The sequence below is a fragment of the Streptomyces sp. NPDC039430 genome (genome assembly GCF_055639435.1).
Genome location: NZ_JBVKAK010000008.1, coordinates 51,017 through 77,643, shown reverse-complemented (window position 1 = coordinate 77,643; position 26,627 = coordinate 51,017). Strand labels below are relative to the sequence as shown.

The following is a 26,627-nucleotide window of genomic DNA, read 5'->3' as shown; positions in this document are numbered from 1 at the left end:
ACCTCGGACTGTACGAGGAGGGCTGGCAGATGGTGACCGCGGCCGCGCGGATCCGTCCGGTGTTCGAGACACCGGACGAGGTACCCGCGCTGTCGCCGATCAGGCTGACGACCGGGCCGGGGACCCAACTGCTGTGCTTCCCGCCGACGATGGCGCCCTCCGGGCCGCACTACTTCGCCCGGTTCGCCCCTCTGTTCGCGGGCGAGCGGGACGTGACCGTGCTGCCCCACCCCGGTTTCGCGCCGGGCGAGGCACTGCCCGCGACCAGGGAGGCCGTCGTCCGTTTCCAGGCCGAGGCCGTCAGGAGGCAGGCGGGCGACCGGCCGTTCGTGCTCCTCGGCTACTCGTCGGGCGGCTGGCTGGCCAACGCCGTGGGCGCACTGCTCGAACGGGAGGGCAGCGCACCGGCGGCGGTGGTGCTGCTCGACACCTACACCGCGACCACCTCGTTCGAGGAGCGGTTGGAGGCGGCGCTGAGGGTGCGCATGACCACCAGCAAGGCGTTCGAGCTGCTGACGGGCGCGCAGTTGACCGGGCAGGGCGGCTACGTACCCGTGTTCAGCGACTGGGAGCCCGAACCGATCGAGGCGCCGACGCTGTATGTGCACGCCACCTTCCCGCCGGGGGTGCCGGAGGCAGTGAAGACCGAGGACGCGTGGCAGCCCACGTGGCCCTTCCCGACCGAGGACGCCGATGTCCCCGGCGACCACTTCACGATCATGGAAGACCACTCCGAGTCGACCGCGCTCGCTGTGCGGGCCTGGCTGGGCGGCGGCCGGGACGACATCATTATCTGAAGCCTCCGAAGCTCCGAACCCTCTGAGCACGACAACGACAGCAGAACGGAAATGAACATGACTGTTGCCGATGGCAGCGACCTCTGGCTCCGCCGGTTCCACCCCGAACCGGACGCCCCGGTACGGCTGGTGTGCTTCCCGCACGCGGGCGGATCGGCGAGCTTCTACTTCCCCGTCTCGGCCGCGCTCAAGAGCGACAGCGACGTGGTGGCCCTCCAGTACCCGGGCCGCCAGGACAGGCGGACCGAGCCGAGCGTGGACGACATCGGCGTGCTCGCCGACCGGATCGCGCCCGTGGTGGCGCCGCTGTTCGACCGGCCCGTCGTGTTCTTCGGACACAGCATGGGAGCGGTCGTCGCGTTCGAGGTCGCGCGCAGGCTGCAGGGCCTCGGCCACACGCCCGCGCTGCTGTTCGCCTCCGGCAGGCGTGCACCGTCGACGAAGCGCGTGGAGACCGTCCACCAGCGGGACGACGACGGCCTCGTGGCCGAGATGAAGGCCCTGAGCGGCACCGACGCCCAGGTACTCGGCGACGAGGAACTGCTGCGGATGGTGCTGCCGGCCATCCGCAGCGACTACCGGGCCATCGAGACGTACGGCCCCGTGGACGGGACGGTCGACTGCCCGATCACCGCCCTGGTCGGCGACAAGGACCCGAAGGCGACGGTCGAGGAAGCCGACGTGTGGCGTGACCACACGACCGCCGCGTTCGCCATCCAGGTGTTCAGCGGGGGCCACTTCTACCTCAGCTCGCGCGCGCCGGAGGTGCTCGCGGTGATGCGTGAGGCGCTGCGCGGCGCCGTGGCTGTCGGATAGGCATAAACGGATACGGGGGGCTGGACGAGGAGGTCGTCCAGCCCCCCGTTTCGCTGCGTGAGGTGCTCACGGTGCGCGCGGCGTACGAGGAGGCCGGAAACGAGCCGGACCGGCTACTGAAGGCACCAACTTCTGAAGGCACCGGCCGAGGGGAGCCGGGACCGAGGGTCCGGCCAAGGTGCCCGCGAAACCCGCATTGAGATGGTCTTGAAGCTCTGATCGGCTGTCAGCCGGCTCGGCGGACTCGCCCGCTGCCCGGCGCCGCGCCGGCCGCCACCCGCGCGGCGATCCTCACCGTCGTCGACGCCGAGGAGCCGCCCCTGCGGATCTTCTTCGGCAAGGGGCCGCTCGACGTGATCCGGGCGGAGTACGCCTCCCGCGTCGAGGAGTGGGAGCGCTGGGACGCGGTGTCCCAGGTGGCGTTCGGCGCCTGAACACGGCCCTGAACAGGCCGCTTGTATCATGAGCCGGTCAGTCGCCGGTGGGTGACGGAGAACGGAACGGGACACGGGGATGCGCTGGACGCTGGACGATGTGATCGGAGCCGCGTTCACCACGCTCGAAGCCGAGGGCCTCGACGGGCTGACGCTGCGCGGTGTCGCCCGCACCCTCGGCTCCCACCTCAACACCGCGACGGCGGCCGCCTGGTCGCCGGCACCTTCACCGGCACGGGCAAGACCCCGCGCGTCGCCGACACCATCGCCGGCGCCCTGCTGGACGCCGGACACCCCGAACCGGACGCCGCCCGCCTGTGCTGGTCGATCGTCTACTTCACCCTTGGCCTCACCCAGGAACAGCAGACCCCCTCCGACAACCCCAGGGGCTCGTTCGACGACCTCGTCGCCACCGGCGGTTACCCCGCCCTCGCCCGGATCGGCGAGCACCTCATGGTCACGGACTCCTTCGACAACCGCTTCCACTACGGACTGTCGCGGCTCCTGCCCTCCAAGTCTTGAGCCCGCGAGGCGGGAGGCGGGATAGCAGTACCGCTGACGGCGCACTCCGGGCCGGGCCGACTTCGGAGGCGGCCCTCGGGACGCCCGCGCGCGGGCCGGTGGATACTTGCCCCGAACACGGACACGGACGAGGAGCACGGCCGATGAGCGGCGACCATCGCATAGCACCGCCCACCCTTGGCAGCGAACGCGAGACGTTGCGGGCCTTCCTCGACTACCACCGGGCGACCCTCGCGATGAAGTGCGAAGGGCTCGCCGACGAGGAGCTGCGGCAGCGGTCGATGCCCCCGTCGACGCTCTCGCTGCTCGGCCTGGTGCGGCACATGGCAGAGGTGGAGCGCGCGTGGTTCCGCCGGGTGTTCGAGGACAACGACGCGCCCATGGTCTGGTCCGACACGACCGACTTCCAGGCGGCCTACGACGCGAGCGCGTCGACCAGGGCCGAGGCGTTCACGGCCTGGGAGGCCGAGGTGGAGAACTCGCGCCGCATCGAGCGGGAAGCCGGGTCCCTGGACCTGGCGGGGCGTCAGCCGAGGTGGGGCGAGGAGGTATCGCTGCGGATGGTGATGGTGCACGTACTTCTGGAGTACGGCCGTCACAACGGGCACGCGGACTTCCTGCGCGAGGGTGTCGACGGAACCGTGGGCGCCTGAGCCGGCAGCGGCCGATCACCACGGCATCGGACGTGATCGCACAGAAGGGGCGTCATGCCGCCGGGGGTAATGTGCTCGGATGATCGCGGTACCGGACACGTTCACACAGACCACTCTCGAACGCGAAGGAGAGCCCGGAGCGGCGTGGCTCGCCGAACTGCCCGGGATCGTGGACGAGTTGCTGGAATGCTGGGGATGCGTGCCGGACGGCGACGTCACGCACGGGGGCGTCGGAGTCATCGTCCCGGTACGACGGCGGACCGAGGGGACCGCTGTGCTGAAGGTGTCGTTTCCGCATCCCGGCAACGTCCATGAACCGGATGCCTTCGCCGTCTGGGGCGGTCGCGGAGCTGTCCTGCTGCATGAGCGCGACGACGAGAATGTCGCGATGCTGCTGGAGCGCGTCCGCATGTCGACCCTCGCGGAGGTCGAGGACAACGATGAGGTCGTGACGGTCGCGGCGCGGATCAGTCGCCGGCTGGCCGTTCCCGCGCCGCCCGGCCTGCCCCGGCTGCGGGAGCGGGCCGACGCCTGGGAGGAGCAGTTGCGCAGGGACGCTCAGGAGCTGGCACACACGATGTCGCGCCACGTCGTGGAGGCCGCCGCGGCGACCGTCCGTGAACTGGGCGGCATCCAGCCGGATGTGCTCATCCACGGCGATCTGCACGCCAGGAACATCCTGCGCGCCGACCGTGAGCCGTGGCTGGCCGTCGACCCCAAGGGGTACGCGGGAGACCCCGCTTACGATGGCGGCACGCTGCTCACGTCACGCGCGCTGACACTCCTGGCAGCGGACGACCTCGGCAAGGCCGCCCACCGCACCCTGGACATCTTCGCCGAGGCCGCGGAACTCGACCGCGAACGTGTCCGGCGTTGGGCTCAGCTCCACGCCGTCCAGGCCGCGTTCCGGGGGCGTCGGCATGGCTTCCGTATCGCCCGGGGCGGCCCACGACTGGACGGGCTGACCGAGTTCGCCGACCGCCTTGCCGAGTCGCTCACGGAACGAACGTAGAAGCCGGAGAAGCTGTTCCCGGTCCTCCGTTTTCGTCGGTGCCGGCCGCCGCTACTGCCGGAGTTCCATGACGTCGGCGACCACGCAGCTGACGTTGTCGGGGCCGCCGGAGCCGTTGGCCAGGGCGACGAGTTCGCGGACGGCCCGCTCGGGCTCCCTGATCTCCGCGAGCACCCCGAGAATCTCCTCGGTCCCCACGACGGCCGACAGGCCGTCGGAGCAGAGCAGGTACCGGTCGCCCCGCTGGGCGTCGCGCAGACGTATGTCCGCGGTGGTATCGGTTCCGTGGCCCAGCGCTCGTATCAGCAGCGACCGCTGGGGGTGGGAGGCGGCCTCTGCCGGGCTGATGCCTCCCTCGTCGAGCATCGACTGCACCACGGTGTGGTCGTGGGTGATCTGGAACAGCTCCCCGGCACGCAGGAGGTAGACGCGGGAGTCGCCGATATGGACGAGTGCCAGCCGCGATCCGTTCCAGAGCATCGCGGTGAGTGTCGTACCGGCCTCCACGGGGGAGGAGCCGGCCCCGGCGACGCCGAGCACGGCCTGCTTGGCCTGGTCGACGGCGTCTTCGAGGACGTTGAGGAGATCGCCCGCCGGGACGCCGTCGGTTTCGAGATATTTGAGCGCGTCGACGGCGGCCGCGCTCGCGGGGGCCCCTGTGCTGCCGTAACCGTCGGCGACGGCGAGCAGGCGCGACCCGGCGTAGGCGGTGTCCTGATTGCTCTGGCGGACAAGGCCCGTGTCGGACAGCGCGGCGTAACGGATTCCCAGGGGGATGGCGGTCGGAGACATGACAGGGTCCTTCCAGGAAAGGTGGTCGATGAGGAAGCTGGCCAGGTCCCGCCCGGCGGCGGTGTCGGCCTCGACCCGGGCCCAGAACGCGCGGATCTCCTGGGCCGCCGGACCTGCTTCCAGCGTGCAGACGTGCTGGATGCGGGCCAGGGGCATTCCCAGGCGTCGGAGCCAGGCGACCAGCCGGGCCTGCTCCAGTTGTTCCGGCGCGTAGAGGCGGTAGCCGGTCACCGGATCGACGCGAGCGGGCGTCAGCAGACCGAGCCGGTCGTAAAGACGCAGCGCCTTCGGTGACAGCCGTGACGCCTTGGCGAACGTCCCGATGGTCAGCAACCCCATGCCCGCTCCTCCTCATGCCGAGCACGCCGCCCGGCCCCACCGATGCTGCGGGCTCACCCAAGGTGAAGGTCAACCCGGGCCGTTTGTCTCCAGGAAACTGGAGGGGCCGGCTTCCCGGTGATCCCGCCCCGGAACGGCAGTGACCGCGCGGACGTCAACGGGGATACTTCCCAGGGGAGTTGACCCATCAGGGGTCATACGGGGGGAGGTCGCGGTGACGGCTGCGGAGACGGGCACGGGGGCCGGGTCGCGAAGCCCCGAGGAGGCACTGGCCGCTGCCGTGGTCCGGGTCACCGGGCGCGGCGGCGATATCGCGGGCGCCGGCTTTCTCGTCGCCCCCGAACTGGTGCTGACCTGCGCCCATGTGGTGAACGACGCCCTTGACCGGCCCCGCGAGGACGAGGTGGCCGCGGGCACCGAGGTCTTCGTCGACCTGCCCTTCGCCGAGGGCGGCGGCACGGCGGAGGTCGAGCGCTGGATTCCGGTACGGGCGGACCAGACCGGTGACATCGCGGTCCTCCGGCTGCGCGCGCCGATCCCCGGAGCCCGCCCGCTGAGCATGGCCGACACCGAGCGGGTGTGGGGCCACGACGTACGCGTGCCGGGCTTCCCGCGCCGCTCCCCGGGCGGCGTCTGGCACTACGGACGGCTGCGCGGCGGCACCGCGGAGGGCTGGGTACAGCTGTCCCAGGCGGATCCGCACGGCGTACCCGTCGAGGAGGGGTTCAGCGGCAGCCCGGTCTGGGACGAACAACTGCGGGCCGTGGCCGGCATGGTCGTCGTGATCCAGCCCGGGGGAGTCCGGCAGAGCTTTCTGATACCCACCCGTACGCTCGTCGACGAACTGCCCGAACTGGCACCCGTGGTCCGCCCCGCGTCCCCGTTCCGAGGCTTGTCCACCTTCCAAGAGGCCGACGCGGACGTCTACTTCGGGCGGCAGGACGACATCGCCGACGTCACCGCCCTGCTCGCCGGCTCACACCCGTGCGTCACCCTTGTGGGTCCCTCCGGCTGCGGCAAGTCCTCGCTCGCCCGCGCGGGCGTCGTGCCGCGGATGCGCGAGCGCGGCCATGCCGTCCTGGTGGTGCGCTCCGGTGAGGGCGTCTCCCTGCGGGCCGCGCTCGCCTCGGAGCTGGTAACGGCCGTACGCCCCCGGCTGCGCGGAGCCGCACGGGCTCAGGAGGCCCGGCAGCTGGAGGAACTCCTCGCCGAGCGCGGTCTCATGGACGCCCTGCGCATGACCGGCGGAGAGCGCGATCGGCGGCTGCTCGTCCTGCTCGACCAGGGCGAAGAGCTGCTCGCCGGACCGGACCGCGAGGTGGAGGAGGCCGTACGGCTGCTGTTTCCCGTGCACCAGCCCGACGGACTGCGGGTGTGTGTCACCCTCAGGTCGGACTTCACGGACGCCGCCCTCAGCCATCCGCTGCTCGGCCCGGCACTCGGCCGCGGCCAGGTGCGGCTGCTCGCCCCCATGTCCCGCGCGCGGTTGGAGCAGGTGATCCGCCGCCCCCTTGAGGCGACGCCCGCCGTGACCTACGACGACGGGCTCGTGGAACGGATGCTCGACGACGCGGGGGACGGCCCCGGCGCGCTGCCCCTGCTGGGCTTCGTCATGGCGCGGCTGGGGGACGGGCAGGCCGCGGGACGGCTGAGATTCGCCACATACCGTGAAGTCGGCGGCGTGCAGGGCGCGTTGGGACGGTACGCCGAAACCGTCTGGGGCCAGTGCGTCCGCGAGGCCGACGAGACCGAGGCCATGCGGCTGCTCACCGATCTCGTCCGGTTTCTGCCGGGCGGCGAGGCCCCGATGCGCAACGCCCTGAGCCGGGAGGAGGCGGGTGCCGGGCGGTGGCGGATCGCGACCGCGCTCGCCGAGCGCCGGCTGCTCGTACTGCGGGGCGGTGACGGGGACGCGGTGACCGTCGAGTTGGCACACGAGGCACTGATCGGCGCCTGGAAGCGGCTTGAGGAGCGGGTGCGGCAGGACCGGAAATTCCTGGCCTGGCGGGCGGAGCTGCGGCACGATGTGGAACGTGAGCAGCTCCTGGAGGGCGAGCCGCTCACGGAGGCGGAACAATGGGCGGAGCTCCGAGGGCCCGAACTGACCGCCACGGAGCGGCAGTTCATCGACCGTTCGATCGGAAGGCGGGAGGCGCGCGAAGAGCGTGTCCGGCGGCGGGTGCGGCAGAAGCGCTGGTTCATCGGCGGACTCGCCGTCCTGACGGTGCTGGCCGTGGTCGCCTCCGGGCTCTTCCTGTCGCGCAACGCGGAGCTCGACGGACAACTGCGGCGGGCGGCGTCCGAGCAGTTGGCGGTGCGGGCCGAGCAGCTCGACGACGTATCGGTGGTGACGTCGGCCCTGTTCTCCGGGGCGGCCTACCGGACGGCCCAGGAGCCGGCGGCCCGGACCGCGTTGATCAGGCAGTATCTTCGGCTGCGCCATGTGGAGCGGGTGGTGTGGGACAACCACGCTCCGGTCCGCGATGTCGCGATGAGCGAGGACGGCAAGCGGATCAACGTGGGCATGACCTCCGGCGACGGCGTCGGCCTGACGCTCGGCACGGACGAGGTGCACGAGCGCGGACTGCCGTCGGGATCGAGGATCGTCGCGCTCTCGCCCGACGGCCGTATCTCCGCGCGGGCGTCCACCAACGGAAAGGTTTCCCTGGGAATTCCTCCGGAGAACGGGGACGGGGACGGAAATGGGGACGGGGACGGAGGCCGCTGGCGCACGGTGGTCCTGCGGGACGGTGACGCCGTACGGAAGAACGCTCGCGCCGCCGTCGACCTCCGCTTCGACGGCACCGGGCGCAGAGTCCTCGCCGCACTGCCCGGCGAAGGAGTCCTGGCCTGGGAGTCCGAGAGCGGCCGGCGCCTGGGCAAGGCGCTGCGCGCACCGAAGGGATGGGAGACGGCCGAGGCGTGGTTCGGTCCGGAGGACACGGTGGTCGGCCGGATCACTCAGGAAGGCGCGGCCGAAGGGGCCGAGGGCCGCCTGGTCCGCTGGAACCTCGGAACCGGCCGGCGGGACTCGGCGACGTGGGGAACGGACCGGACCGGTGCCGTCACGGTCAGCGGCGACGGCCGGACGCTGGTGCGGTGCACCCCGGAAGGGTTCCTGCAGTCCTGGGACCTGACCGGTACGCCGCGAGTGCGCCGGCAGTACAGCACACGGCAACTGGGCCTGGTCTGCCCGCTGTACGTGCCGCGCCTGGACCGGTCCGGGCGTTACCTCATCAACCCGGTGCAGCGCTTCGGTGCCTCTCTCGGCAGGTTCCGGTTCCTGGTCCTCGACCTGGTCGCGGGGCGCCCCAGCACCCTTGACCTGCCCGCGCCCGCGCAGCAGGACGAATCGTTCACGGGCAGCTCACAGCTGCCCGCCGTGGCGCTCACCGGCCCGCCCGAGAAGCTCCGGGCCGTCGTCGGGGTCGGGGCGACGGTGATGGTGGCGCGTGTTCCGGAGCCGTCCGCGTTCGACAGCGCCATGCTCACCGCCCGGATCAGGACCGTCGACGCCGACCACAACCGTGTCATCAGCGTCGACGCCAACGGTGAGGGGCTGCGCCTGTGGGACCTCCGTACGCACGGACTGCTGGCCGCGGTGCGGCCGTCCCGTCCGCTGGCCGCCCAGTACGGCGCGTACAGCCCGGACGGCACCCGGGTCCTCACTCCGGCGGCGGACGGCCGCACCGTCCTGGTCTGGGAAATGAGCGGGAGCACGCTGAAAGAGCGGGACCGGATCGATCTGCCGCGGCCGCCGGACATCGACCCCACGGCCCCGGACCCGCGCTCCGGCCGCACGCCGGCGTGGGTCAACATCACCTTCGACGGCCCGGAGCATGTGGTGATCTCGGCGTTGTCGTACGTCGTGCGATGGGACCTGGCGCGGGGCCGCGAAGCGGGCACGGCCTACCGGCCCAGGGCCCAGGAGTCGGTCGAGGTCTCGTTCGCGGCCGCCGGTACCTGGGCGGTGGCCCGCCCGGGCCACGGGCAGGCGGCGGTGCGCACACCCGCCGGGAAGTACGACATCGTGATCTGGGACTTCGAAGAGGGCCGGGAGGCCGGCTCGATCGACGTCAAGGAGTTCGGTGCCGTCAAGCAGTTGAGCTTCGACCCGACGGGACGGCTCCTCGCGGTGCTGGACTACGACGGGGGCGTACGGGTGTGGGACATGGACAAGGAGGGCGAGGACAAGTGGCTCAAGCCGCTGGCGTACCGGGGGGTCCAATGGCTCAGCGGCTTCACCTCGGAGTCCACTCTGAGCACCCAGAGCACGCTGAACGAGTACACCGCCTGGGATGTTCGCAGCGGTACCGAGCGCTACCGCTTCACACCGGGGTACGGCGCGACCGCCGATCTGACGGCGGACGGCGCGTTCATGGGTGTGGTCGACGGGTCGGACGGACACACGCTTGAACTCGATCCGGAGCGATGGCTGGAGAAGCTGTGTGCGATTGCGGGGCGCGGTCTCTCGTCGGGGGAGAAGGGCCTGGCACCGCCGGGCAGCAGGACGGACGGGTCTGCGACTGAGCCGTTGCCGCGCCGTCCGTACTCCGTATCCACAGCGGATGGCGGCCGGCGAAGAGCGCGGGGCGAGATCGAACGCGCCCTGACCGGCCGGCGGCACCCGGGCCTATGCGAGGAGGGCGAGGAAGAAGTCCCGGACGTCCCCGGCGAGCAGCTCCGGCACCTCCATCGCGGCGAAGTGGCCGCCCCGCTCGAACTCCGACCAGTGCCTGATGTCGTAGAGCCGCTCGGCCAGCGGTCGCACCGACTGCGTGATGTCGTGTGCGAACACCGCCACGCCGACCGGTACCGGGCACGGCTCGGTCCGCCGCGGAGTCTCGCGGTGCAGTCGCGCCGAGGAAGCCGCGGTGGCGGTCAGCCAGTACAGCGAGATGTCGGTGAGTATCCGCTCGTCACTGATCCGCGAGCGAGGGTCCGTCCACTGGGCGAAGCGCTCGGCGATCCAGGCCAGTTGGCCGACCGGCGAGTCGGTCAGCGCGTAGCCGATGGTCTGCGGGGTGGTGGCCTGCAGCGCCTGGTACGGCGGACGATTCGCCATCAGCTGCCTGACCTTGTCCAGCCGGGCCTCCTCCGTCTCGGACAGTTCGATGTCGGCGTCCGGGACCGGGCGGGTCGGCAGGTAGTTGACGTGCACCCCGACGACCTGCTCGGGTGCCACCGCGCCGAGCGCCGTTGAGATGCCCGAGCCGAAGTCGCCCCCCTGCGCGCCGTAGCGCCCGTACCCGAGACGGCGCATCAGCTCGGCCCAGGCCCGTGCGACCCGGGTGATGTCCCAGCCGCGTTCGTGGGTCGGACCGGAGAAGCCGTAGCCCGGAATGGACGGAATCACCAGGTGGAAATCGCGCGACAGAGGCTCGATCACATCGAGGAACTCCAGGAACGAACCGGGCCAGCCATGGGTGAGGATCAGCGCGAGCGCGTCCGGTTTCGACGATCGGACGTGGACGAAGTGAATGTTCTGGCCGTCGATCTCGGTGGTGAAGTGCGGAAGCTTGTTGAGCTCGGCCTCGTGCTCGCGCCAGTCGTAGCCGGTGCGCCAGTGTTCGGCCAGCTCCTTGAGCCGCGCCAGCGGGAAACCGTAGTCCCAGCCGGCGTCGGCGACCTCGTTGGGCCAACGGGTGCGGGAGAGCCTGTCGGTCAGGTCGTCGAGGTCGGCCTGGGGGATGTCGATGCGGAACGGTTCGATCATGGTCTCAGCTCCAGGAGATTTCATAGGTCGGGTAAACGTTTACACCGCTAACGTTTGCCTGACCAACGATACCCGGAATCGTTGGCGCGTCCAATGATTAGTTAGACTTGCCCCCATGTCATCCGAGGAGACGCCCGCAAGGTGGGAGAGCCTGCCCAGCTGGCTGCTCACCCAGACCGCCCACCACGCGCACCGCCTGGTGGCCGAAGGGTTCTCGTCCGTCAGCGCCCGCGGCTACCACTACCGTTTGCTGGCGACGCTGGAGGAGTTCGGGCCGGCCAGCCAGGCCGCGCTGAGCCGCCGTAGTGGCATCCACGTCAGCGACATGGTCGCGACGGTCAACGAGCTGGCCGACCACAAACTGGTCGAGCGCACCCCGGACCCCTCCGATCGGCGGCGCAACATCATCGTGTTGACCGCTGCGGGCAAGCGGCAGCTGCGACGACTGGAGAAGCGACTCGCCGAATGCCAGGACGAACTGCTGGCTCCGCTGTCATCCGAGGAACGCCGGCGGCTGACCGACCTGCTGTCCAAGCTGCTGGACCACCACGACCCGCGAACCGGCACCGGGGACGAGCGGTGGAGCTGAGCGCCCGCCCCCGTCGCCGAGATCGACTCCCGCGACTCCACGGTTCCGACCACGACGGACGAGTTCGCGAGCAGGGCCGGCGACCACGCTGATGCCGCGCAGATGATGTGCCTGAACGTCGCCACGGGACGGCTGCAATGGGTCAACGCCGGCCACCCGGCACCGCTGCTCATCCGTGACCGCGCCGTGGTGGGCCGGCTGGAGAGCCCGACGACCTTGCCGGTCGGCTTCGGTGGTGAGCAGCCGAAAGTGAGCGAGCGGGTGCTGCGCCCCGGGGACCGGCTGCTGTGTTTCACCGACGGCCTGATCGAGGAGCACCAGGCCGGCGGGGACAGTTCGGCGAGGAACAACTCATCAAGTGGACCAACCGCGTCGTCCGCGACCACACCGCGGTGCGGGCGGTGGTGCGCGCGCTCTCCCACGCGCTGAAACAGGAACGGGGCGGCACCACCACCGACGACGCGACGATGTTCCTCATCGAGTGGCGTGGAGGCGACGCCGACCATCTCGCCGTCCTCGACTGAGCCGGCCCGGACAATCAGCTACGTGCGAATTCGAGCAGGTCCTTGTTGAACTGCTCGGCGTATACGGGGACCATCGACAGCCCGTGAGGAGCTCCGGGATAGACCTTGAAGATCGCGCCCTTGACCAACGTGGACGACTTGTTCCCGGAGGCGACGATCGGGACGATCTGGTCATCGTCGCCCTGCGCGATCAGAGTGGGTACATCGAACCTTTTGAGATCTTCGGTGAGGTCGGTTTCCGAGAACGCCTTGACGCAGTCGTAGGCGGCCTTGATACCCACCGACATCGACCAGAGCCAGAACTCGTCACGGGTACCCTGCGTGACGGTTGATCCGTCGCGGTTCGCGCCGTAGAACGCGGCGCTGAGGTCCTTGTAGAACTGCGAGCGGTCCTTCGCGACGCCGGCGCGGATCTCGTCGAAGACCTCGATCGGAAGTCCTTCCGGGTTCGCGTCCGTTTTCAGCATCAGCGGCGGGATCGCACCGAGCAGTACGGCTTTGGCGACCCGGCCGGAGCCGTACTTGCCGATATAGCGGGTGACCTCGCCGCCGCCGGTCGAGTGGCCGACCAGGAGAGCGTCGCGCAGATCGAGGGTCTCGATGAGGGACGCCAGATCGTCGGCGTACGTGTCGAGGTTGTTTCCCTCCCAGGGCTGCCCGGAGCGTCCGCCTCCGCGCCGGTCGTGGGCGATCGCGCGGAAACCGTTGTCCGCCATGAGTTTCAGCTGGGGATCCCACGCGTCGGCGGTCAGCGGCCAGCCGTGGGAGAACACCACGGGCTGACCGGATCCCCAGTCCTTGTAGAAGATTTCCGTTCCGTCTTTGGCGGTGATGAAGGGCATGCTGCGGTTCCTTTTTTCGCTGGTTCGGAACGCCCTGTTTTCACTGGTCCGGAACGCCCTGCGTATGCCGGTGAGCAGTCGCCTGTCCGGCACCCCTCCGCGCACATGACTTCCCAGCTGCGGGGCTTTCCTTCCAGGCTTGCAGGCCCGCAGGGGATCGGCAACCGGTGGTGAGCGCTCGCGGCGTGACCCGTTTCTCGTGCGACGGGGGGACACCGGCGTCGCTGCCGGCGGCAGGGCGCACCGACAAGAAAATTCGTCTTGACAAAATCTCTCGTCGGTCGGATCCTGGAGCGGTGCTGGATGTCGCTGTGATCGAAGAACCCGCCGCGGCCGAGGCGTCCTTGGACCCGATACGGTCCCGGATCCTCGCCGCCCTGGCCGAGCCCGGCTCGGCCGCCATGCTGGCCGTCCGCTTGGGGCTGCCCCGGCAGAAGGCCAACTACCACCTCAAGGAACTGGAACGGCACGGACTGGTCGAGCTCGCCGAGGAGCGCCGCAGGGGCAGCATCACCGAGCGGGTGTACCGCGCCACCGCCGCTTCCTACGTGATCTCTCCCAGCGCCCTGGGCGCCGTCAGCCCGGATCCCTCCCGCTCTCCCGACCAGCTCTCCGCCCGTTGGCTGCTGGCGCTGGGGTCCCGGCTGGTGCAGGAGGTCGGGGCGCTGCTGACCGGCGGAGCCCGGGCCAAGCGGCGTATCGCCACCTTCGGCATCGATGCCGAGGTGCGGTTCGCCTCCGCGGCCGACCGGACGGCCTTCGCCGACGAACTGGCCCAGACGGTGGCCGCCCTCGTCGGCCGTTACCACGACGAGTCCGCCCCCGGAGGCCGAACACACCGGGTGGTGGTGGGGCTCCACCAGATCCCCGCACCGCAGCCCGGCGGCCCTGAGGGGGGCGCGGCCGGCCCGCTACAGCGGGCCGGGAGGACACACGAGACCGAACCCGAAGCAGGACAGGACATCGCACCATGACGCATCCGTTCGAGATCGAGCTGGAGACGACCCTCCCGGCGAGCCCGGAACAGGTCTGGGAGGCGATCGCGACAGGGCCGGGGATCGACTCCTGGTTCATGGGCCGCAACGAGGTCGAGTCGCGCGAGGGCGGCATCGCCGCCATGAGCACCGGAGGTCACCGTGAGGAGGCGATGATCACCGCCTATGAGCCCGGCGAGCGCTTCGCCACCCGCACGCCCGCCGCCGAGGACGGCCGGTTCATGGCCTTCGAGTACCTGATCGAGGGGCGGGACGGCGCCGGCACCGTGCTCCGCGTCGTCCACAGCGGCCTGCTCGGCGACGACTGGCAGGACGAGTACGACGCCCTGCGCCGTGGCTGGCCCTTCCACCTCCACACACTCCGCGAGTATCTGGCGCACTTCGCCGGACGCACCGGCGTTCCCGTCTTCGCCGTGGTGCCGACGGGCGGGCGGCCGGAGCCGGAGATCAGGGCGGCACTCGCCCGCGGACTGTCGCTGCCGGATTCCACCGTCGTGGGCGCGCGGGTGCACGCCGAGCCGGCCGGCCTGCCGCCGCTGGACGGCGAAGTGGTCTGGGCCGACGACGAGCGCGTCGGGGTCCGCGCGGCCGACGGGCTCTACACCTTCCACCACGGCTCAGGCGTGGCGCTGATGTTCCACCACCTGTTCGGGCCGGACACGGAGCGGGCCGAGGCCGCCTGGCAGCAGTGGCTGACCGGACTCCTCACGTGACCTCCGCGGACCGCTCCTGACACCTTCCCTCCGTGCCACCCGGGCCGCATGTCCCACAGCGGAACCGCACCGGCAGCGAGCAACCGAGAACACGACACCAAGGAAATCTCATGCGTACTCTGATCAGCACTGCCTTCGTCTCGCTCGATGGCGTCGTGGAGGCCCCTGGCGGCGAGCCCGGCTACCGCAACTCCGGATGGACCTTCAAGAACGTCGAGTTTGTCCCCGAGGCCTTCGAAATCAAGGGGCGGGAGCAGGAGGAATCCACCGCGATGCTGATGGGCCGGGTCAGCTACGAGGCGTTCAGCACGGTGTGGCCGGACATGACGGAATTCGCCGACTACAAGACGATGCCGAAGTACGTCGTCTCCACCACCCTCACCGACGACGACCTGGTCTCGAACTGGGGCGAGACCACGATCCTCCGCTCGCCCGACGAAGTCGCCGCCCTGAAGGAGACCGAGGGAGGCCCGATCATCATCCACGGCAGCGCCTCCCTCAACCACGCCCTGTCCGACGCGGGCCTGATCGACCGCTACCACCTGCTCGTCTTCCCGCTGCTCCTCGGTGCGGGCAAGCGACTGTTCAGCGCCACGGACAAGGACACCCAGAAGCTGAAGCTGGTGGAGTACGAGGCGTACGCCAACGGCCTGCAGAAGAACGTCTTCGACGTCGTCCGCTGACACGTCGTCCGCTGACAGGGCTCTGACTCCCGCCCTGCCGCCGCCGGTTGTGATCGGCGCATGAACTCGGTGCGCCGATCGCTGGGTACCGGCCCCCGGCCGCTGTCCTTCCGGGGCGCGGCCGTTGGAGGCGGAACCAGGAGACGGGAATGGCCGTCTACGCCGTGAACCGGCGAGGCAGGAGCAGGATGGGGCGACGATGGCTGTGTACGAAGCGGATGAGGATGGCAGGGACACGGTTCGGGCGAGGGGCGGTCTCTGGGCACCCGGCTTGGTGAACCTCGCCCTCGGGGTGCCCGCGATCGTGCCGCTCTACCTGTTGTGGTGGCTGCTGACCAAGTACCTGCCGATGGACTGCCGGCAGGTGGAAGACGTCGTCGAACCAGGTGTCATCAACTGCAACTACACGACCCTCGATCATGCGTGGGTCATCATGTTCCTCTTGGCGGTGACCGGCCTGTTCATGCTGGCACTGGTGTTGCTGGTCGACGTGCTTCTCCCGCGCCGTCGCGGACGACGCACCGGAGTCTGGCTCGCGGCCGCGGTGCTCATTCCTGTGCCGTTCATGGTGTGCCTGGCGCTGGCTTGAGAAGTGGCCGGTGTTTGTTCACCGAGAGGCCCGGTGACGGCATGCGAGGTGACCGCCGGGACCGAGACCGGCCGACTTGCCCGGATCGCCGGCGTCCGGCCGAACCGGAAGCCGGCGGCGCGTGCCGTTCAGGAAAGCCAGTCGCTGTAACGGGTGGGGGCGAGATGGGCGTCCTTGTCGGTGAGGACGTCACCCTTGACGACGGCGAACATCCCGGCGGTGGGGTCGGTGACAACGGTGCGGCCGTCGCCCTTGCGGGAGAGAGTGATACGGCCCAGCTCGTCCAAAGGGAACACCTCGGGGCCGGCGACGTCGCGCGTGCCATTGAGCGGGGCACCCGCGGCGACCTCCGCCACCTCGTGGGCCACGTCCTTGGCGGCGATCGGCTGGATCGGTGTGGCGGGCAACCGGACGGTGTCACCGTCGGCGGTCCAGGAGAGTACGTCGTCCATGAACTCCATGAATTGCGTCGCCCGGACGATCGAGTAGGGGATGGGCCCGGCCGCGAGGATGTTCTCCTGGAGCACCTTGGCCCGGTAGTAGTGCAGCTCCGGCACCTGGTCCGCGCCGACGACCGAGAGGATGACGACGTGGCCGACGCCGCCCTTGTGGGCCGCGGCCAGAAGGTTGTCCATCGACGTCTGGAAGAAGGCCGGGGAGGCTTCGTCGAAGGTCGGGGAGTTCGTCAGATTGACGACGACGTCGGATCCCGCCACCGCCTCGTCCAGTCCCTGACCGCTGATGATGTCGACCCCGGTGGAGTGTGCGTGCGGTACCGCCTCATGACCTGCGGCGTTCAGATTGTTGACGACCTGCGACCCGATCAGCCCGGTGCCGCCGATGACCGCGAACTTCATGCCATGCCTTTCATCGTGAGATGTGTCCGCAATATGACACATGATCACCATGGGGGCGTTCGGTGAGAGGCCGGGGTCGCGCGTTCGGCCCATGTGCTGCCCGGCCGGGCCGACCGGGCCGCGCCCCGCGAGGCCCTTCCTGAGGCGGAAACAGTGGCTGAGCGGGGCGAGCGGGAGCCCCACCATGCGAGGCTGCCACACCGGGTGACGGGAGGGATTCGTAAGGTAATGGGGCGTGCTGGGGGCAATCATAGGGATATTCCCTGAAGGCCACGCGGCCGCTCCGTGTCAGGGTGGAAAGCGAGCGCTCCTCCGAGAATCCCGACCGGCCACCCAACGCTGTTTGAGGAAGCGAGTCGCAGGCAATGATGGCGAAGCTCATGACGGTGGAATCTGTCCATGCGGTCACCGGCCGCACCATCTCTCTGGCCGGCCGCCTCCACGCTGTCCGCTGCGCCCGCGGTGTCCTGACAGAGTTCCTCGACCACCGAGGGCTCCTGAAGGGACCGGACGGAGAACCGCGCGAGCAGGCGGAGGACGCCCTGCTGGTGGTGTCCGAGCTGGTGACCAATGCCTGCCGGCACACGGCGGGCCCTCGTCACCTGCGGATGGCCCTCAAAGGCCGAAGTCTGCTGCTCGAAGTGGGGGACAGGAGCAGGAGGGTCCCGCATCCGGTACCGCCCGAGGAACGGGGGGCCTCCGGTGGATTCGGGCTCGGCCTCATCGCGGAACTGATCGACACCTGGGTGGTGGCGACCAGCGCCCGGGGCAAGGCGATCCGGGTGACGCTTCCCATGGGCTGCTGAACCACGGACGGCCGCCGGCGGTGGCACCGGCGGCCCTGGCCTCAGCGTCCCCGGGTGCCGTCCCGGCCGCCCGCGCCTGTGACGCCGTACCTCCGGCGTTCAGATGCTGACGGGGCTGTCCCGCTGCACCATGTTCCGCAGCTGGCGGCGCCCGGAGAGGGACAGCTTCTGGTACACGTGGCTGAGGTGGTACTCAACCGTTTTGCTGCTGATGAAGAGCTTCGCGGCGATCTCCCTGTTGGTGAGACCGCAGCCGATGAGCAGGGATATGTCGCGCTCGCGGTCGGTCAGTCCGGAGAGCGGAACCCCGGCCGCCTGGTCGCGGCCGGAGGGCCGGTCCGTGAAGTCGTCGTGGTAGCGCGTGAGGAACGGCTGGGCTCCCAGCGCCGTGAAGAGGTCGCGGGCCTGGGTGAAGCACCCGTCCGCCCGGTGGTGCTCCCCGGCCTGGGCGAGCAGCCGTCCGTGGCTGTGCGCGAGCATCGCCCGGTGCAGAGGCGGATCGTCGGAGGAGGCGGAAAGGCCGAGGCCCTCTTCGAACAGATCACGGGCTCGCTTGTGCTCCCCGAGCGCTCGCGCCAGTTGACCCGAGAGCCACATCACGGCCAGGCGCAGCGAGGGCGCCTCCTCGCCCAGCGCCGTCAGGTGGGCCAGGGCATCAGTGGCGTCGGCCAGTTCACCCTCGGCGATCAGGGCCTCGACGTACAGGGGGCGCCACCACGTCTGGAAGGCCAACGACCCCGAGTCGGGGCGGGCCCGGACGATGGTCCGCAGCGCGGCGAGCATGGCGGGACAGTCGCCCCGAGCCTGTGCCAGCACGGCCTCCCCGATGGCGGCGAAGCCCGGCGAGAACGCCTTGGACCACTGGTGCGAGCGCTGGACCAGTTCCCGGGCTCGCCCCCACTGCCCGCGCCCCGCGGGCACCCACGACGCTATGGAACAGGCGTATGAGAAGGCCCAGGGCTTCTCCTCGGCCTCGGCGATGACCAGAGCGTGGTCGGCGCTGATCGCGGCCTCGTCCCAGTGGCCCAGGAAGTACTGGGAGACCGCGAGGTTGGCGTAGGTGAACTCCGCGGTCACGGCGCAGCCGTTGACGCGGGCCGTGTCCAGAGCGACGGCCAGTTCGTTCTGCGCGTCGGACAGATCTCCGGCCCACATCTGGAGCATCCCGCGGTAGGCGCGCTGGATGGCCTGCTCCGCGGCGGAGCGGGGACTGCCGGGCGGCGCGAGGGTGTCGTACTCGCGCAGGGCCGCGCGTGCGCCGGCGCAGAAACTGTGGGCGAGCCCCAGGGTGCCGGTCGCCCACGGCGCGAGTTGCGGCTCCAGACGTTCGATCGCCAGCACATCCCGGAGCAGTGGTGCGGCCTTCGCCCCGTGACCGTCCAGGATGTGCTTGATACCGAGCCAGGTGCCGGCCATGGCCGGCACGAACCCCGCTTCCGCTCCGGCCTCGCCCGGACCGGCTCCCCGTTCCCGTTCCCGTTCCCGTTCTGGTTCTGGTTCTGGTTCTGGTTCCAGCGCCTCGGTGAGCAGGTCCACGGTCTCGGGAGCACCTCGGGGCGTTCCGTAACCGCCCAGCACCAGGCTTCGCAACGGGCACGGTTCGGCGGCTTCCACCCTGGCCAGGAGCGGTTCCACGCGCACGTACTGCTGCGCCCACAGAAGGCGTGCGGCCGCGGTGAGCAGCAGGCGTTCCCGCTCCCGGCGCGAACGCGCCACCTCCGACGCCCACAACAGAAGGGTCGCGGCCCGTACGGGCTCGCCGCTCGCGTGGTACTCGCCGGCGGCGAGTTCGAGTTCCCGGGCGAGCCGTGTATCGGGACCGTTCGCGGCCGCGACCCGGTGCGGCCAGGAGGCGGCGCGGTCGACGAGGGCGGCCGCGGCCGCGTGCAGTGCCCGCAGCCGACGGGGCGGGATCGCGTCCACGATGGCCTCGCGCTGCAGCGCGTGGGCTACCGACACCGGGGTGGACGGCTGGTTGGGCCACCAGCGCACGATTCCTTGCGCCAGCAGGGGTTCGAGCGCGGCGTCGGGTTCTGTGACGGAGGCGACGCGGGCGGCCGTGGCAAGAGGCGCCGGTCCGCCCACGACGGCGATGCCCTCGACCAGGCTCCGCGCCGGAGCCGGCAGGCCGTCCAGCTGGCGTCGCAGGGCCTGTACCAGGGACGTCGGCACCGGCAAGACGTCCCGTCCGTGAGCCACGGATTCCCACGAAACCTCCGCGAGCAGGGTCCGGAGATACAGGGCGTGGCCGTCGGTGTGGTTCCGGAGCCGCTCGGCTGTGCCGCGGCCGACGGGACGGCCGTACGCCAGCCCGGCCAGCTCGGCCACTTCGGTGATCTCCAGCCCGGTCAGCGTCAGCTCGCGGCTGTGCGGCATGCCGGCGATCAGACGATGCAGATCCAGGCCTCCGGCCTCACCGGGCGCCGGGCCGCTGCGGGCGAGCAGCACGGTGAGGACCGCATCGGCCTCCAGACGGCGCAGTACGAAGCCCAGCACCTGCGCCGAGGGCCGATCGGCCCACTGGACGTCGTCGATGACGATCAGAACCGGACCGCCGCTCTGCAGCTCGCCGAGCAGTCCGAGCAGCTCGGCACCCACCTGGAAGGGTTCCGCCGCCGGGACCATTCCCGTGAGCAGGGGGAACCGGTCGAGGAGCGCCGCCGGTACGCGGGATGTCAGCTGCCCGATCACGCCGAACGCCAAGTCCTCCTCGGAGGTGTCGCAGGTGGCTCGGAGCACGGGGAGGTCCTCGGGCGCGAGCCCTGCCAGCCAGCGGCGGACCAGTGCGCTCTTCCCGATACCCGCCGCGCCCTGGACAAGCACACTCGACGCCTTGCCGGACCGTGCTGTTCGCAGACACTGGTCCATGCGCTCCAGCTCGGCGCTACGTCCCACGAACGCGGTGTCGTCGGCGCCGGCCATCACCGCACGCGTCCCTGGCTGGCGGTACGGCACCCGCGACGGGCTGGGACACGGGCCGTGACCAGCGGCTTCAAGGCTTGTCCCGACCCCCGACCTGTCGCGGCCTTCGGCCGCTCCGTCAGACGGCATATTTCTCCCATCCACAACTTTAGCCCCCTCGGCCCCAGCCCACCGCGCGGCCCGGTCCGGGCCCATGCGCCGTGGAAAGACAAGCGGAAAGACAAATCGCGTCGGTTTGCAAGGCGTGATCCCGCGCAGCCGGGGAAGACGCCATCGCGCAGAGCCACCGCGACTTGGAGGGACCACGTCATGCCGAGTGCCATATCGTTCACCAGCACCCCGCAGGCCACGGACCAGGTGTCGACGTGCCCGGACCGGGTGGGTGAGTTGCCGTGGATCGAGGACGCGGGGAAGGTCGCTCCGCGGGACGCGCGGGAGTTGTCGAAGTTGTTCTTCGACCGGCTCCAGGTGGTGGAGGAGGGCACGCGGGAGCACCAGTACGCGCGCAATACGCTGATCGAGATGAACCAGTCGCTGGTCCGGTTCGCCGCGGGCCGGTTCCGTGGCAGGGGCGCCGACGAGATGGAGGACATCCTCCAGGTCGGCATGATCGGGCTGATCAAGGCGATCGACCGGTTCGATCTGTCGCGCGAGGTCGAGTTCACCTCGTTCGCGGTCCCCTATATCGTCGGTGAGATCAAGCGCTTCTTCCGGGACACCAGCTGGGCCGTTCACGTGCCGAGGCGCCTCCAGGAACTCCGCGTCGAACTGGCCAAGGCCAAGGAGCAACTGGCTCTCCTGCTGGATCGTGAGCCCACCGTCGCGGAACTCGCCGAACTCCTCGGGCGTGACGAGGAGGAGATCATCGAGGGGCTGGTCGCCGCCAATGGCTACAACGCCGGCTCTCTGGACATGCCGGTCGAGGGCGGTGACGACGGCCCGAGCAACAACTCGGTTCGTACCTACGCCGACATCCTCGGCGCCTGCGATCCCGCGATGGAACTGGTCGAGGACTTCCAGAGCCTGGCCCCGCTGCTGGACCAGCTCGACGACCGGGATCGCCTCCTCCTCGAATTGCGCTTCGGTCAGGAACTGACCCAGTCCCAGATCGGTGAGCGGCTCGGCTACTCGCAAATGCATGTCTCCCGACTGCTGAACCGAATCCTCGGCAAGCTCCGGAGCGGTCTGCTCGCTCAGGACTGACCGGGCCCGGCGGGCGCCGTGCACCCATGACGGAAGAACTCGCTCACAGGTAACGGCGGATGAGCTGGACGGACGCCTCCCGGGCGCGTTGTGCCAGGGAGCGTCTCTTCCAGCGGCCCGCGTCAATCAGTTCGCTCACCGCGAGATCTTCCTCGAAATGCCCGTCGAGGGTCGCCGTGAACGTCTCGTCCAGGACGGCGAGCATGACCTCTTCGTCGTGGTCGAGGGAGCGGCGGTTGAAGTTCGTCGAACCGATCAGCGAGGCGACGTTGTCGACCGTGATGACCTTGGCGTGCATCATGGTCGGCTGGTACTGGTAGATCCTGACGCCGCACGCGGTCAACTCCTCGTAATTGTGCTGTCCGGCGAGCTGGGAGACGCGCTTGTCGGTGTGCGGTCCCGGCAGCAGGATCTCCACCTCCACCCCGCGGCGCGCGGTCGCGCACAGCAACTCGATGAAGTAGGCGTCGGGGGAGAAGTACGCGGTGGCGACGCGTACGCGTTCCTCGGCGGATTCCAGCATCACGCGTATCAGCGTCTGCATGTCCTGCCAGCCGAAGCTCGCCGATCCGCGCACCACCTGCACCACGGCGTCGCCGTGCGGGCGGTGCGTGATGAAACGGTCTCGATCGTCGAACAACTCCGCGTGACACTCGGCCCAGTTCTGGACGAACGCCGCCGCGAGCCCGTCCACGGCGGGGCCACGTACCCGGACGTGCGTATCGCGCCACTCGTTCTCGTCGCGGGCGTCGCCGCACCACTCCTCGGCGATGCCCACACCACCGGTGAACCCCGTCTCCTCGTCGACTATCAGGACTTTGCGGTGACAGCGGTGATTCTGCTTGAACAGCGAGAGGGTGACGGGTCTGCGGAACCAGGCGACCCGCACCCCGGCCCGTTCCATCTCGGCAAGCTGGTCCTTCTCGATCAGCCTGCTGCCGAAGCCGTCCAGCAACAGTCGTACCCGTACTCCCGATTGGGCCCGCTCGGCCAGCGCCTGAGCGAACTGCCGCGCTATGTCACCTCGCCAGTAGACAAAGGTCATCATGTCCACGGTATGTGCCGCGTTACGTATTCCCTCCAGCATCGACGCGAAGATCTCGTCGCCATTGCGGAGCACCTCCACGGCGTTTCCCTCGGTCGCGGCGGCTCCTATCAGCCGCTCCAGACGACGCCGGATCCGCTGGACGCCTTCCCCTCGCGCCGTTCCAGCGGCCGGAGGCGTCGGCCGCTGAGCGTGTGTGCTGGTCATGCTGAACCGTCCCGGATACGGAGTGAGGACCTGCTACGACGGGAGCCGCCCGCCGGACAGGCCGACCCTACTCGGCCACGCTCCGGGCCCCCAGGGTGGACAATTCCGGTTATTCCGTGTGGTGTCGCCGTGTGCCGGGCCGGACAGCACCCCTTGCGACATGCCTCCGGCGAACGGCTTGGCACGCACGGATAGGCTGGGCTCGCCCGGCCCGGTACCGGCTCGGCGCGCACTCAGGCCAAGGACCGCCGTTCTGCGAAGGGAAGATCATGACGGACGCCGCGGAGCAGGCCCGCCAGGGCGCCACACCGATGGTGACGGCACCCGTTCCCGATCTCCAACTGCAGTTGCTGATCCGTCTGGTGGGGGAGGACCCCCAGGCGAGTCTGCCGGTCACCCTGCACACCCCCGGCGGGGTGCTGCACGGGGATCTGATCGCACACGAGGTATGGAAGGCGGAGTGGGCGCGAGGCCTGCGGCAAGTGGAGGGCGATGTGGCGGTATTGCTCGCGAGACTTCCGGAGGCGGTGGACCAGGTCATGGGCGAACTGCAGGGGGAGGACGGGCCCCACGGGCTGCCCCAGTGGATCCACCTCCGGGACGTGACGTACCTCACGTCGGACACTCCAGTGATATCGCGGCTCTGGCGCGGGCGGCTCGCGGACGTATCGGGCTGGTCCCTGGGCAAGCCCCAGGCGTATTGATCCCAAGCGTTACCGACACTCGCGGATCGTGATCACTCGCGCTTGGACACATGGCCGCTGAGAATCTGTTTGCGGTCCCGGCCACTGGGGCTGCCCCCCCACATCGATCAGGTCGACCCGCGCGTCACCCGCCGACGCGACCACGTGTCATGCGGTCGGCCGGACTCCGGACCGTTTATTGGCGGCGGCATCGTGGCGGCCGTTGGGAAGAGATGCGGCGGGGGCTTGTGGGGGCGGTATCAGTTCGATCAGAAAGTCCTGGTCGGCGGCGCCGGAGCATCGGCCTTGGACGACTTCCGTCCCTTCCTTGACATCTTGGCCGCGCAGACTCAGGCACTGGTCGGTGATGACAGGGCGGATCCGGAAGTGAGTCGGGGCCTGTGGGCCCAGGGACTCGATGCGGAACTGTTGGGCCCGGTTGTCGTCGGCGCAGTCTTCGCGGGGTTCGAGCAGGTCGCGGCCCGCACCGTTCAACAGCACTGTCAGGCAGCCGATGCTGTACTTCGGGTGATGCCATTGGATCTGCACGATGTCCGCGCCGACTGGTTCGAGGAACACGTGCGGCAGGACGGCCTTACTGCAAAGGCGCTGGGCGGCGACCGCGGTCTCGTATTGGCCTGTGCGATCTCTGCCTTCGGTGAGACACAAGCCCCGGGTCCGAGCGGGGTGGATGAGAGCCCAACTGCCGACGGCCAGTAGGCGCAGCCCGGCTACTGGCATCGCGCCCGGTGCTGTTGGTGACTTGGAGGTGTCGAGCAGACCGCCGATGGCCAGGGCGCCGGCGGCTCCGGTGGTCGCGGCGAGGGCCAGGCCGACTGCTCGGCGCCATAGTGGGTGGCGCGAGGGTACAGACGCACCGGAATCCGGACCATCGCCATCGTCGCCGGTCGGTTCGGGTTCGTCGACGGCTGGTGCGGGTTCGCCGACGGCGATGCGACGGCGCGCCTCCAGCCACTGCCGTACGTCCTCCTCGGCAAGGCCGCATGCGCGGGTGAAAGCGACGACGAACCGTTCTCGCGGCAATGTGGTGCGGCCGAGCGTGGTCGCGATCGTGCTGGCCGGCAGGGTGTCATTGTGCGCGGTGGCCTTCGCCTCAAGCTGCCGATAGGTCAGTCCGGACCAGGACCGCAACGCGCGCAGCGCTGCGGTGAACTCGGTAGGCGTGCCGACCAGCGCTGGCTTCGGCGCCTCTGCCGGTGACCCGGCTAAGTGGCTCCCCGTATCTCTCATGACCTCAGTATGGCCGCACGACAGAGGCGGAACGCGATCCAATCCGGGCACGTTCGGGTGCGTTCGGAACTCATTGAGCACAGTTCCGAACGCACCCGAACAGCAATCTTTCTTGTGGCGCATGAGTGGCTCGGACAGTCTCGAACTCGGCTGAAGCCGGTCGATCCCGAAGCCTTCGGGACGGCGATCAAGTCAAGGCCAAGCGGGCGCCCGGAACTCGGCCGGACCGCTCGGGAAGATCCGGCGTTTACCGCGCCGGCTCTGCCCGTGGCAATCCGGACAAGCAGACGACACGCCGCTGGCGTGTCGTCGCCCACGGCGGCCCTTGTCCCAACGAACCGAAGGAGCACCTATGCGTTTCCGTGCGGCTGTGGCAGGACTGGGAATCGGAGCGGCACTGGCGCTGGGCGGTGTGTCGGCGCCCGCGCAGGCCGCCCCCCACGACGGAGCCTCTTCTGCTCTGGCGCCCAATTGCAGCAAGGGCAAGAACCTCACCAACGGGTGGGGGCAGTGCACCACCGCAGGGACCTACAAGTGGCGCGTCCGCGTCTACTGCACGCTGGGAGGGTCCGGGACGAGCAGTATCGTGACTGGCCCGACCCGGACCAACGCGTACTGCAGCTGGGGCAACGTGGAGAGCGTGACCATCGAGCACCTCTGATCCGCCCGGACTCCCCGCCGCGCTCGGGGTTCGCCCCGGGGAGTCCGACGTCAGGTGGCGCCTACGACCGTTTCCGCCCCGGTGGCCAAATGGATCAGCGCCCCCGGAACCTGCCCCAATCACGTCAGGCTGAGCCTGGGTCTGCGACTCATCCAGCAACGACAAGGGGCCCCGCCGACGTTGACCGGTCGGCGGGGCCTCTTGTTCAGGGTGTGGTCAGTACCCGACGCTGTCGGGGATCTTGGAATCGGGGTGACCAGCCTACGTTTCGCACAGAGGCAGAGCGGCAGTGTGGTCAAGCGGCGGGCTTTCGGAGGCGGTGGGCTGGGAAGCATCTGAACGTGGCCGGCTCCGAGGACAGACCACTCGCAACCGATGACCGTGGCAACACCTTGCTCGCGTTCACGTGGGAAGACGAGGCAACGCCGCCGGGAGATGCGCCGCTGCCGGCGGCGCTCGTCGCCCTCTGGTGTGCGGGCCGGGTCCTGATGGTCTTCGATCGGTACCGTCAGTCCTGGGAACTTCCTGGCGGGCGTATCGAGCAGGGTGAATCGCCTCGTCAGGCAGCTCTGCGTGAACTGTTGGAGGAGAGCGGGCAGGAGCCTGACGGACCGTTGCGGTTCGTCGGCTATGCGAAATTTGTACTGGCACCCGACCAGCGAATCGAATACCTGGCCGTGTTCGCAGGTCACTGTGCCGGAGCCCGCGACTTTCAGGCCAACGAGGAGACCGCAGCCGTTCACTGGTGGGATCTCCTCGAAGCACTCCCAGGGCATGTTCAGCGCCTGGACGCCTATCCCGCCGAGCTCACGCGCTCGCCCAGCAGATCGCCCCACCCGGGCTGAGCGGCCGACGCTATCGGGTCCTGAAGGGGGGACGACGCCCACGCACGCCCCGTTACGGTCGGCATCACCCAGCAGGCGGCGGCGGTGCTCCCCGGCGCCGCATAGCTCCACATCCACCTGCTCATCAACTA

General features: G+C 69.6%; 22 protein-coding genes and 2 pseudogenes. 17 read left to right on the top strand and 7 right to left on the bottom strand.

Going from position 1 to position 26,627, the window contains the following annotated elements:
• Window positions 1-29 precede the first annotated feature (29 nt).
• The 5 genes from ACZ7LS_RS21200 (at window position 30) to ACZ7LS_RS21180 (ending at window position 4,234) form a co-directional block, all read left to right on the top strand.
• Window positions 30-797, top strand: coding sequence for an alpha/beta fold hydrolase (locus ACZ7LS_RS21200; RefSeq protein ID WP_385130554.1), 768 nt, complete (start codon window positions 30-32; stop codon window positions 795-797).
• Between the two features lie 51 nt (window positions 798-848).
• Complete coding sequence (locus tag ACZ7LS_RS21195; protein ID WP_382527807.1) at window positions 849-1,613, top strand: thioesterase II family protein; 765 nt, start codon at window positions 849-851, stop codon at window positions 1,611-1,613.
• A 485-nt stretch (window positions 1,614-2,098) separates the two neighbouring features.
• Window positions 2,099-2,569: a TetR/AcrR family transcriptional regulator C-terminal domain-containing protein gene (locus ACZ7LS_RS21190; RefSeq protein WP_385130259.1), complete on the top strand. Its 471-nt coding sequence runs from the start codon at window positions 2,099-2,101 to the stop codon at window positions 2,567-2,569.
• 143 nt (window positions 2,570-2,712) lie between these two features.
• Complete coding sequence (locus ACZ7LS_RS21185; protein WP_382874919.1) at window positions 2,713-3,222, top strand: DinB family protein; 510 nt, start codon at window positions 2,713-2,715, stop codon at window positions 3,220-3,222.
• 79 nt (window positions 3,223-3,301) lie between these two features.
• Window positions 3,302-4,234 carry an aminoglycoside phosphotransferase family protein gene (locus ACZ7LS_RS21180; RefSeq protein ID WP_385130256.1) on the top strand — a complete coding sequence of 311 codons (933 nt, stop codon included), beginning with the start codon at window positions 3,302-3,304 and terminating at the stop codon, window positions 4,232-4,234.
• 51 nt (window positions 4,235-4,285) lie between these two features.
• Here the strand turns inward: ACZ7LS_RS21180 and ACZ7LS_RS21175 are convergent, their stop codons facing one another.
• Window positions 4,286-5,365: a MerR family transcriptional regulator gene (locus tag ACZ7LS_RS21175; RefSeq protein WP_385130253.1), complete on the bottom strand. Its 1,080-nt coding sequence runs from the start codon at window positions 5,363-5,365 to the stop codon at window positions 4,286-4,288.
• Between the two features lie 139 nt (window positions 5,366-5,504).
• On the opposite strand from ACZ7LS_RS21175, the pseudogene ACZ7LS_RS21170 reads away from it, so the two are divergent.
• Window positions 5,505-7,337 (top strand): annotated as a pseudogene (locus ACZ7LS_RS21170) (serine protease); the annotation flags it as partial.
• 2,661 nt (window positions 7,338-9,998) lie between these two features.
• Here the strand turns inward: ACZ7LS_RS21170 and ACZ7LS_RS21165 are convergent.
• On the bottom strand, window positions 9,999-11,081 hold the full coding sequence (locus ACZ7LS_RS21165; RefSeq protein WP_382969518.1) for an epoxide hydrolase family protein: 1,083 nt from the start codon (window positions 11,079-11,081) through the stop codon (window positions 9,999-10,001).
• Window positions 11,082-11,196: 115 nt separating this feature from the next.
• Between ACZ7LS_RS21165 and ACZ7LS_RS21160 the strand changes: the two genes are divergently transcribed.
• Both ACZ7LS_RS21160 and ACZ7LS_RS21155 read left to right on the top strand, forming a co-directional pair.
• Entirely contained in the window at window positions 11,197-11,670 is a 474-nt protein-coding gene (locus ACZ7LS_RS21160; RefSeq protein ID WP_382527826.1) for a MarR family winged helix-turn-helix transcriptional regulator, read from the top strand.
• 81 nt (window positions 11,671-11,751) lie between these two features.
• A pseudogene (locus tag ACZ7LS_RS21155) lies at window positions 11,752-12,194 on the top strand (PP2C family protein-serine/threonine phosphatase); the annotation flags it as partial.
• 14 nt (window positions 12,195-12,208) lie between these two features.
• Here the strand turns inward: ACZ7LS_RS21155 and ACZ7LS_RS21150 are convergent.
• The gene (locus ACZ7LS_RS21150) at window positions 12,209-13,036 is read right to left on the bottom strand and encodes an alpha/beta fold hydrolase (RefSeq protein WP_382880329.1); all 828 of its coding nucleotides are present in this window, start codon (window positions 13,034-13,036) and stop codon (window positions 12,209-12,211) included.
• Window positions 13,037-13,332: 296 nt separating this feature from the next.
• On the opposite strand from ACZ7LS_RS21150, the gene ACZ7LS_RS21145 reads away from it, so the two are divergent.
• The 4 genes from ACZ7LS_RS21145 (at window position 13,333) to ACZ7LS_RS21130 (ending at window position 16,016) form a co-directional block, all read left to right on the top strand.
• Window positions 13,333-14,010 (top strand): ArsR/SmtB family transcription factor, encoded by a 678-nt coding sequence (locus ACZ7LS_RS21145; RefSeq protein WP_382667324.1) that lies wholly within the window; start codon window positions 13,333-13,335, stop codon window positions 14,008-14,010.
• Window positions 14,007-14,744: an SRPBCC family protein gene (locus ACZ7LS_RS21140; RefSeq protein ID WP_382880324.1), complete on the top strand. Its 738-nt coding sequence runs from the start codon at window positions 14,007-14,009 to the stop codon at window positions 14,742-14,744. The genes ACZ7LS_RS21145 and ACZ7LS_RS21140 overlap by 4 nt, the downstream gene beginning before the upstream one ends.
• A 110-nt stretch (window positions 14,745-14,854) precedes the next feature.
• A complete protein-coding gene (locus ACZ7LS_RS21135; protein ID WP_385130246.1) occupies window positions 14,855-15,427 on the top strand; it encodes a dihydrofolate reductase family protein in 573 nt (190 codons plus the stop codon).
• Window positions 15,428-15,626: 199 nt separating this feature from the next.
• Window positions 15,627-16,016, top strand: coding sequence for a hypothetical protein (locus ACZ7LS_RS21130; RefSeq protein WP_382667315.1), 390 nt, complete (start codon window positions 15,627-15,629; stop codon window positions 16,014-16,016).
• 128 nt (window positions 16,017-16,144) lie between these two features.
• Here ACZ7LS_RS21130 and ACZ7LS_RS21125 read toward each other — a convergent pair whose 3' ends face one another.
• Window positions 16,145-16,873 carry an SDR family oxidoreductase gene (locus ACZ7LS_RS21125; RefSeq protein ID WP_385130243.1) on the bottom strand — a complete coding sequence of 243 codons (729 nt, stop codon included), beginning with the start codon at window positions 16,871-16,873 and terminating at the stop codon, window positions 16,145-16,147.
• 386 nt (window positions 16,874-17,259) lie between these two features.
• Here ACZ7LS_RS21125 and ACZ7LS_RS21120 point away from each other — a divergent pair, with 386 nt between their 5' ends.
• Window positions 17,260-17,679, top strand: coding sequence for an ATP-binding protein (locus ACZ7LS_RS21120; RefSeq protein WP_385130240.1), 420 nt, complete (start codon window positions 17,260-17,262; stop codon window positions 17,677-17,679).
• Between the two features lie 99 nt (window positions 17,680-17,778).
• Here ACZ7LS_RS21120 and ACZ7LS_RS21115 read toward each other — a convergent pair whose 3' ends face one another.
• Entirely contained in the window at window positions 17,779-20,601 is a 2,823-nt protein-coding gene (locus tag ACZ7LS_RS21115; RefSeq protein ID WP_385130238.1) for a helix-turn-helix transcriptional regulator, read from the bottom strand.
• Window positions 20,602-20,910: 309 nt separating this feature from the next.
• Between ACZ7LS_RS21115 and ACZ7LS_RS21110 the strand changes: the two genes are divergently transcribed.
• Window positions 20,911-21,804 (top strand): RNA polymerase sigma factor SigF, encoded by an 894-nt coding sequence (locus ACZ7LS_RS21110; protein ID WP_382527851.1) that lies wholly within the window; start codon window positions 20,911-20,913, stop codon window positions 21,802-21,804.
• Between the two features lie 43 nt (window positions 21,805-21,847).
• On the opposite strand, the gene ACZ7LS_RS21105 is transcribed toward ACZ7LS_RS21110, so the two are convergent.
• The gene (locus ACZ7LS_RS21105) at window positions 21,848-23,056 is read right to left on the bottom strand and encodes a phospholipase D-like domain-containing protein (protein WP_382667300.1); all 1,209 of its coding nucleotides are present in this window, start codon (window positions 23,054-23,056) and stop codon (window positions 21,848-21,850) included.
• A gap of 269 nt (window positions 23,057-23,325) precedes the next feature.
• On the opposite strand from ACZ7LS_RS21105, the gene ACZ7LS_RS21100 reads away from it, so the two are divergent.
• Entirely contained in the window at window positions 23,326-23,760 is a 435-nt protein-coding gene (locus ACZ7LS_RS21100; protein ID WP_382527857.1) for a hypothetical protein, read from the top strand.
• 147 nt (window positions 23,761-23,907) lie between these two features.
• Here the strand turns inward: ACZ7LS_RS21100 and ACZ7LS_RS21095 are convergent, their stop codons facing one another.
• A complete protein-coding gene (locus ACZ7LS_RS21095; RefSeq protein ID WP_382527859.1) occupies window positions 23,908-24,990 on the bottom strand; it encodes a helix-turn-helix domain-containing protein in 1,083 nt (360 codons plus the stop codon).
• 370 nt (window positions 24,991-25,360) lie between these two features.
• Here ACZ7LS_RS21095 and ACZ7LS_RS21090 point away from each other — a divergent pair, with 370 nt between their 5' ends.
• Together ACZ7LS_RS21090 and ACZ7LS_RS21085 are read left to right on the top strand one after the other, a co-directional pair.
• Window positions 25,361-25,651 carry a hypothetical protein gene (locus ACZ7LS_RS21090; protein ID WP_382527862.1) on the top strand — a complete coding sequence of 97 codons (291 nt, stop codon included), beginning with the start codon at window positions 25,361-25,363 and terminating at the stop codon, window positions 25,649-25,651.
• Between the two features lie 341 nt (window positions 25,652-25,992).
• The gene (locus tag ACZ7LS_RS21085) at window positions 25,993-26,496 is read left to right on the top strand and encodes an NUDIX hydrolase (protein ID WP_385130233.1); all 504 of its coding nucleotides are present in this window, start codon (window positions 25,993-25,995) and stop codon (window positions 26,494-26,496) included.
• Window positions 26,497-26,627: the final 131 nt, after the last annotated feature.

Bases quoted from the DNA above. Each gene is read 5' to 3' on its own strand.
- ACZ7LS_RS21200 (WP_385130554.1), top strand. From the start codon at position 30: ATGGTGACCGCGGCCGCGCGGATCCGTCCGGTGTTCGAGACACCGGAC.
- ACZ7LS_RS21195 (WP_382527807.1), top strand. From the start codon at position 849: ATGAACATGACTGTTGCCGATGGCAGCGACCTCTGGCTCCGCCGGTTC.
- ACZ7LS_RS21185 (WP_382874919.1), top strand. From the start codon at position 2,713: ATGAGCGGCGACCATCGCATAGCACCGCCCACCCTTGGCAGCGAACGC.
- ACZ7LS_RS21180 (WP_385130256.1), top strand. From the start codon at position 3,302: ATGATCGCGGTACCGGACACGTTCACACAGACCACTCTCGAACGCGAA.
- ACZ7LS_RS21175 (WP_385130253.1), bottom strand. From the start codon at position 5,365: ATGGGGTTGCTGACCATCGGGACGTTCGCCAAGGCGTCACGGCTGTCA.
- ACZ7LS_RS21165 (WP_382969518.1), bottom strand. From the start codon at position 11,081: ATGATCGAACCGTTCCGCATCGACATCCCCCAGGCCGACCTCGACGAC.
- ACZ7LS_RS21160 (WP_382527826.1), top strand. From the start codon at position 11,197: ATGTCATCCGAGGAGACGCCCGCAAGGTGGGAGAGCCTGCCCAGCTGG.
- ACZ7LS_RS21150 (WP_382880329.1), bottom strand. From the start codon at position 13,036: ATGCCCTTCATCACCGCCAAAGACGGAACGGAAATCTTCTACAAGGAC.
- ACZ7LS_RS21140 (WP_382880324.1), top strand. From the start codon at position 14,007: ATGACGCATCCGTTCGAGATCGAGCTGGAGACGACCCTCCCGGCGAGC.
- ACZ7LS_RS21135 (WP_385130246.1), top strand. From the start codon at position 14,855: ATGCGTACTCTGATCAGCACTGCCTTCGTCTCGCTCGATGGCGTCGTG.
- ACZ7LS_RS21130 (WP_382667315.1), top strand. From the start codon at position 15,627: ATGGCTGTGTACGAAGCGGATGAGGATGGCAGGGACACGGTTCGGGCG.
- ACZ7LS_RS21125 (WP_385130243.1), bottom strand. From the start codon at position 16,873: ATGAAGTTCGCGGTCATCGGCGGCACCGGGCTGATCGGGTCGCAGGTC.
- ACZ7LS_RS21115 (WP_385130238.1), bottom strand. From the start codon at position 20,601: ATGGCCGGCGCCGACGACACCGCGTTCGTGGGACGTAGCGCCGAGCTG.
- ACZ7LS_RS21110 (WP_382527851.1), top strand. From the start codon at position 20,911: ATGCCGAGTGCCATATCGTTCACCAGCACCCCGCAGGCCACGGACCAG.
- ACZ7LS_RS21105 (WP_382667300.1), bottom strand. From the start codon at position 23,056: ATGACCAGCACACACGCTCAGCGGCCGACGCCTCCGGCCGCTGGAACG.
- ACZ7LS_RS21100 (WP_382527857.1), top strand. From the start codon at position 23,326: ATGACGGACGCCGCGGAGCAGGCCCGCCAGGGCGCCACACCGATGGTG.
- ACZ7LS_RS21095 (WP_382527859.1), bottom strand. From the start codon at position 24,990: ATGAGAGATACGGGGAGCCACTTAGCCGGGTCACCGGCAGAGGCGCCG.